The 3,484-nt window shown below is 38.7% G+C and carries 4 protein-coding genes and 2 pseudogenes; all 6 read left to right on the forward strand.

Annotated elements, in window-relative coordinates; genetic code table 11:
• Positions 1 to 297: 297 nt before the first annotated feature.
• The gene (locus PVV65_RS09310; protein WP_273789975.1) at positions 298 to 1,464 is read left to right on the forward strand and encodes a site-specific integrase; all 1,167 of its coding nucleotides are present in this window, start codon (positions 298 to 300) and stop codon (positions 1,462 to 1,464) included.
• Between the two features lie 209 nt (positions 1,465 to 1,673).
• Entirely contained in the window at positions 1,674 to 1,874 is a 201-nt protein-coding gene (locus PVV65_RS09315; protein WP_004856846.1) for an AlpA family transcriptional regulator, read from the forward strand.
• Between the two features lie 102 nt (positions 1,875 to 1,976).
• Positions 1,977 to 2,546 (forward strand): annotated as a pseudogene (locus PVV65_RS09320) (virulence-associated protein E); the annotation flags it as partial.
• Positions 2,547 to 2,659: 113 nt separating this feature from the next.
• Positions 2,660 to 2,950 (forward strand): CopG family ribbon-helix-helix protein, encoded by a 291-nt coding sequence (locus PVV65_RS09325; protein ID WP_273755710.1) that lies wholly within the window; start codon positions 2,660 to 2,662, stop codon positions 2,948 to 2,950.
• Positions 2,947 to 3,219 (forward strand): type II toxin-antitoxin system mRNA interferase toxin, RelE/StbE family, encoded by a 273-nt coding sequence (locus tag PVV65_RS09330; RefSeq protein WP_004856836.1) that lies wholly within the window; start codon positions 2,947 to 2,949, stop codon positions 3,217 to 3,219. Before PVV65_RS09325 ends, PVV65_RS09330 begins: the two co-directional genes overlap by 4 nt.
• A 111-nt stretch (positions 3,220 to 3,330) precedes the next feature.
• A pseudogene (locus tag PVV65_RS09335) lies at positions 3,331 to 3,484 on the forward strand (DUF3987 domain-containing protein); the annotation flags it as partial.

Consider the following 3,484-nt stretch of genomic DNA (forward strand, 5'->3'; position numbering starts at 1 on the left):
CACGGCTTTCGTTAAAGTAAAAACTTTCTCTCTCACAAAAACGAATAGCAGCAAAAATACTTTCTTGGATTTGTGCTATGTACTCATCCCCAGTGTCATCAATCTCATCTTGAATAACAGACACAAGATATTGATTTATAATGATAATCTAGCATTATTCATATTGAGTTAAAGCTCCGAATAACGTAGGATTCTCTCATTTCAAATCTCTCTATCTTGAATCAATCAAAACCATTCCCTTGCAAGTCATAAGCGGGGCTGGTGTGTGGGTAAAATTTATACAAGAAAGGAGTAAAAATGGTCCTTATGAACCGTCTTAATGCAAGATCTGTCGCAACATTGGGGGCTGGCAAATATAATGATGGTGCCGGCTTGCTTCTTCATAAGCGTAAAGATGGCGGTGCTCAATGGCTTTATCGCTATACCATTCACGGGCGCCGCCGTGAAATGGGCTTGGGTGCCTTGAGAGATGTTTCTTTAAAACAAGCTCGCGAATGTGCAAATCAATGGCGTGCTGTTTTACGTGAGGGTCGTGACCCCATTAAAGAACGCAATAAACAAAAGCGTGAGGCAATGCGTAATCTCCATTATTTAAAAGACATTGCACTAGATGCTTTTGAAAGTCGTAAAGCTGAATTAAAAGGAGATGGGAAAGATGGAAACTGGTTTTTACATTTACGCCTTCATATTCTGCCCAAATTAGGTTGTCTGCCCGTTTCTGAGATTACACAAACAGAGATACGCGATACGCTTGCTCCCATTTGGCATACAAAAGCTGGAACTGCTCGAACAGCATTGATGCGTCTTAACCTTTGTCTTAAACATGCGGCTGCATTAGGATTGGATGTTGATTTACAAGCAACAGAAAAAGCACGCGCACTCTTAGGGAAACAACGTCATAAAAAACAAAGTTTACCAGCAATGGATTGGAAAGATGTGCCTGATTTTTACCAATTTCTCTGCAAAACAACAACTATAAAACATTTAGCGTTGCGCTTGCTTATTTTGACAGGCGTTCGTACTTTTCCTTTACGTCACATTCATAAAAACCAGATTGAAGATGATATATGGACTATCCCTGCTGAAAATATGAAAGGAAAGCGTGATGCTACAACAGAATTTCGTGTGCCTTTATCAACAGAGGCAATGAAAGTAATTGAACAAGCCCGTTGTATCTCTAAAAGTGGTTTCATCTTTTCACTTACTAATCGTGGTCCTCTTTCACCTACGATGATGGCTGCGTACATGAGAAAAAATAAAATTGAAGCCTGCCCCCATGGTTTTCGTTCTAGTTTACGCGATTGGCTTGCTGAAACAACCGATGCCCCCTATGAGGTCGCTGAAACTATTCTGGGGCATGTAGTCGGGGGGCAAGTAGAACGTGCTTATCGTCGTACTGACTATTTAGAACAGCGCCGTGTCTATATGGATAAATGGGCGGCTTATGTTACAGGTCAAGCTTAAGATATGGGGTGTAATACCCCATTATCTGTGGATAACTTTCTCTCTCTCTTCTCTCATTCTTTCTCAATGAGACTCATAAATTATCACATCAGAAAATGTATAATAAAACACTGTTTTTTATAGACTAAATACCTTTCCAATGATTCGAAAATATGGTTAATAAATACTTATGATTTGTTCCTATTTTTTACTCTTGAAAGGAAATTATAATGACAGAAAATGATATTCTTTTAACTGACCGTGAAAGTGCAAAATTGCTTCATATGAGTGTTTCAACATTCCGCCGTCATGTCACCAATGGCTCTTTACCAAAGCCTTTAAAGTTTGGTTTCTTATCGCGTTGGTTACAATCGGATCTGATTAATGTCATAGAGCAAGCAAAACAGCAACGTTATAACGACGTCGCATAAATGAAAACCTTGTCACGTAAGGACGGACAAGGCTTCCCATTTTCACTCAAAGAATGAATAGCAAAATCCGTCCTATGGTGCAATAATCATAGGATAAAAAACATGTTTTCTTATATAAATGCTCGGGGCATCACCAATGCCTTGCGTGGGGTTTGGTATGGGCGTTATGGAAGTGCCCGTTGTCCCGCCCATGATGATCAATTGCCTAGTCTATCTCTTGCCAATGGACATGATGGGCGTCTTTTACTCACTTGTTATGCGGGCTGCTCTTTTAGAGAGATCATACAAGCGCTTAGAAGAATTGGCTTGCTGGGGAAACAAGCCTTTGTTGATAAAGCTTATGATCACACGCTTTCTTTCTCAAAACAGTTTTCTGCTGATTTATGCTTTCACGGCAAATGTCCACACCCATTAGGAATGACACTGCCCGCGTTGGTTGCTCTTGTTAAGGGGGCTGGTTCCTTTGCAATCCATAGAACCTTTTTACAAGCCAATGGCTGCAAAACAGATCAGAAACCAGCAAAAGCCATGTTGGGGTCTGTTATGGGCGGTGCTGTGCATTTAAGCCAAGACAATCCAAAACATCTGGTTATTTGTGAAGGCATTGAAACCGGTCTGTCTCTGCTGTCTGGTTTGTTATCAGAGCCCGTGAATTTATGGGCGTCCCTTTCAGTCTATGAAAATGCAAAATAGATATAAAATATCTATTCTAACAGTAGCTATTGAAGAAATAGTAAAAATGTATTACATTAGAACTACTTTGTAACACTTTAAGGGGCGGTAAAATGGCTGAAACAACATTTACCTTTCGCGTTGATGATGTATTAAAAAATGAATTTTCCAAAGCAGCAAAGGCGTGCGATAGATCTGGTGCACAATTGTTGCGGGATTATATGCGCGATATTGTAAAAGAACAAAAAGAAAAAAGTGCACACGATTTATGGTTTCGGGAACAAGTTCAATTAGGAATAAATTCTGCTAATGCAGGCGATATAATATCTTCTGAAGAAATCGAAGCAGAAGCAAAGGAATGGCGCTTAAAAACACAAAGTAAACTAGATAAATCAACTTTATGAAGCTAATTTGGACACAAGTAGCACACGTTGACCGCAAGAAGATCCGTGAATACATATCACAAGATAATCCTTCTGCTGCCTTAAAGTTTGATCAACTTTTATCTGAAAAGGTAGAAAAACTTGTCAAACTTCCTACTCTTGGTCGTTTAGGACGAATTGTAAATACACGTGAACTTATTGTACATCCAAATTATATCATGATTTATGATATTTCAAATGGCGTTGTGCGTATTTTACGTGTGCTTCATACAAAGCAAAAATTTCCCTAATCAACTGTATTTTTATTTATTTGGTAATTGAAGCAAATTATTATTTTCTAATGTTACTAATATGATTGCATAATCACTTTGCACACTAATTAATTTCTTACTCGTAAAAATGATGATGTCACGGTCGAAAAGCTTGGAGAATTGTTAAAAGAAAACCCCCGTGGTCTGTTGTTGGTTCGTGATGAATTATCTGGTTTTTTAGCCAATTTGGAGAGAAAGGAATATCAAGCAGACCGTTCTTTTTATCTCACAGCTTTTAATGGCA

The organism is Bartonella sp. ML70XJBT (genome assembly GCF_028618425.1).
Lineage (GTDB): Bacteria > Pseudomonadota > Alphaproteobacteria > Rhizobiales > Rhizobiaceae > Bartonella.

Bases quoted from the DNA above. Each gene is read 5' to 3' on its own strand.
- PVV65_RS09310 (WP_273789975.1), top strand. From the start codon at position 298: ATGGTCCTTATGAACCGTCTTAATGCAAGATCTGTCGCAACATTGGGG.
- PVV65_RS09315 (WP_004856846.1), top strand. From the start codon at position 1,674: ATGACAGAAAATGATATTCTTTTAACTGACCGTGAAAGTGCAAAATTG.
- PVV65_RS09325 (WP_273755710.1), top strand. From the start codon at position 2,660: ATGGCTGAAACAACATTTACCTTTCGCGTTGATGATGTATTAAAAAAT.
- PVV65_RS09330 (WP_004856836.1), top strand. From the start codon at position 2,947: ATGAAGCTAATTTGGACACAAGTAGCACACGTTGACCGCAAGAAGATC.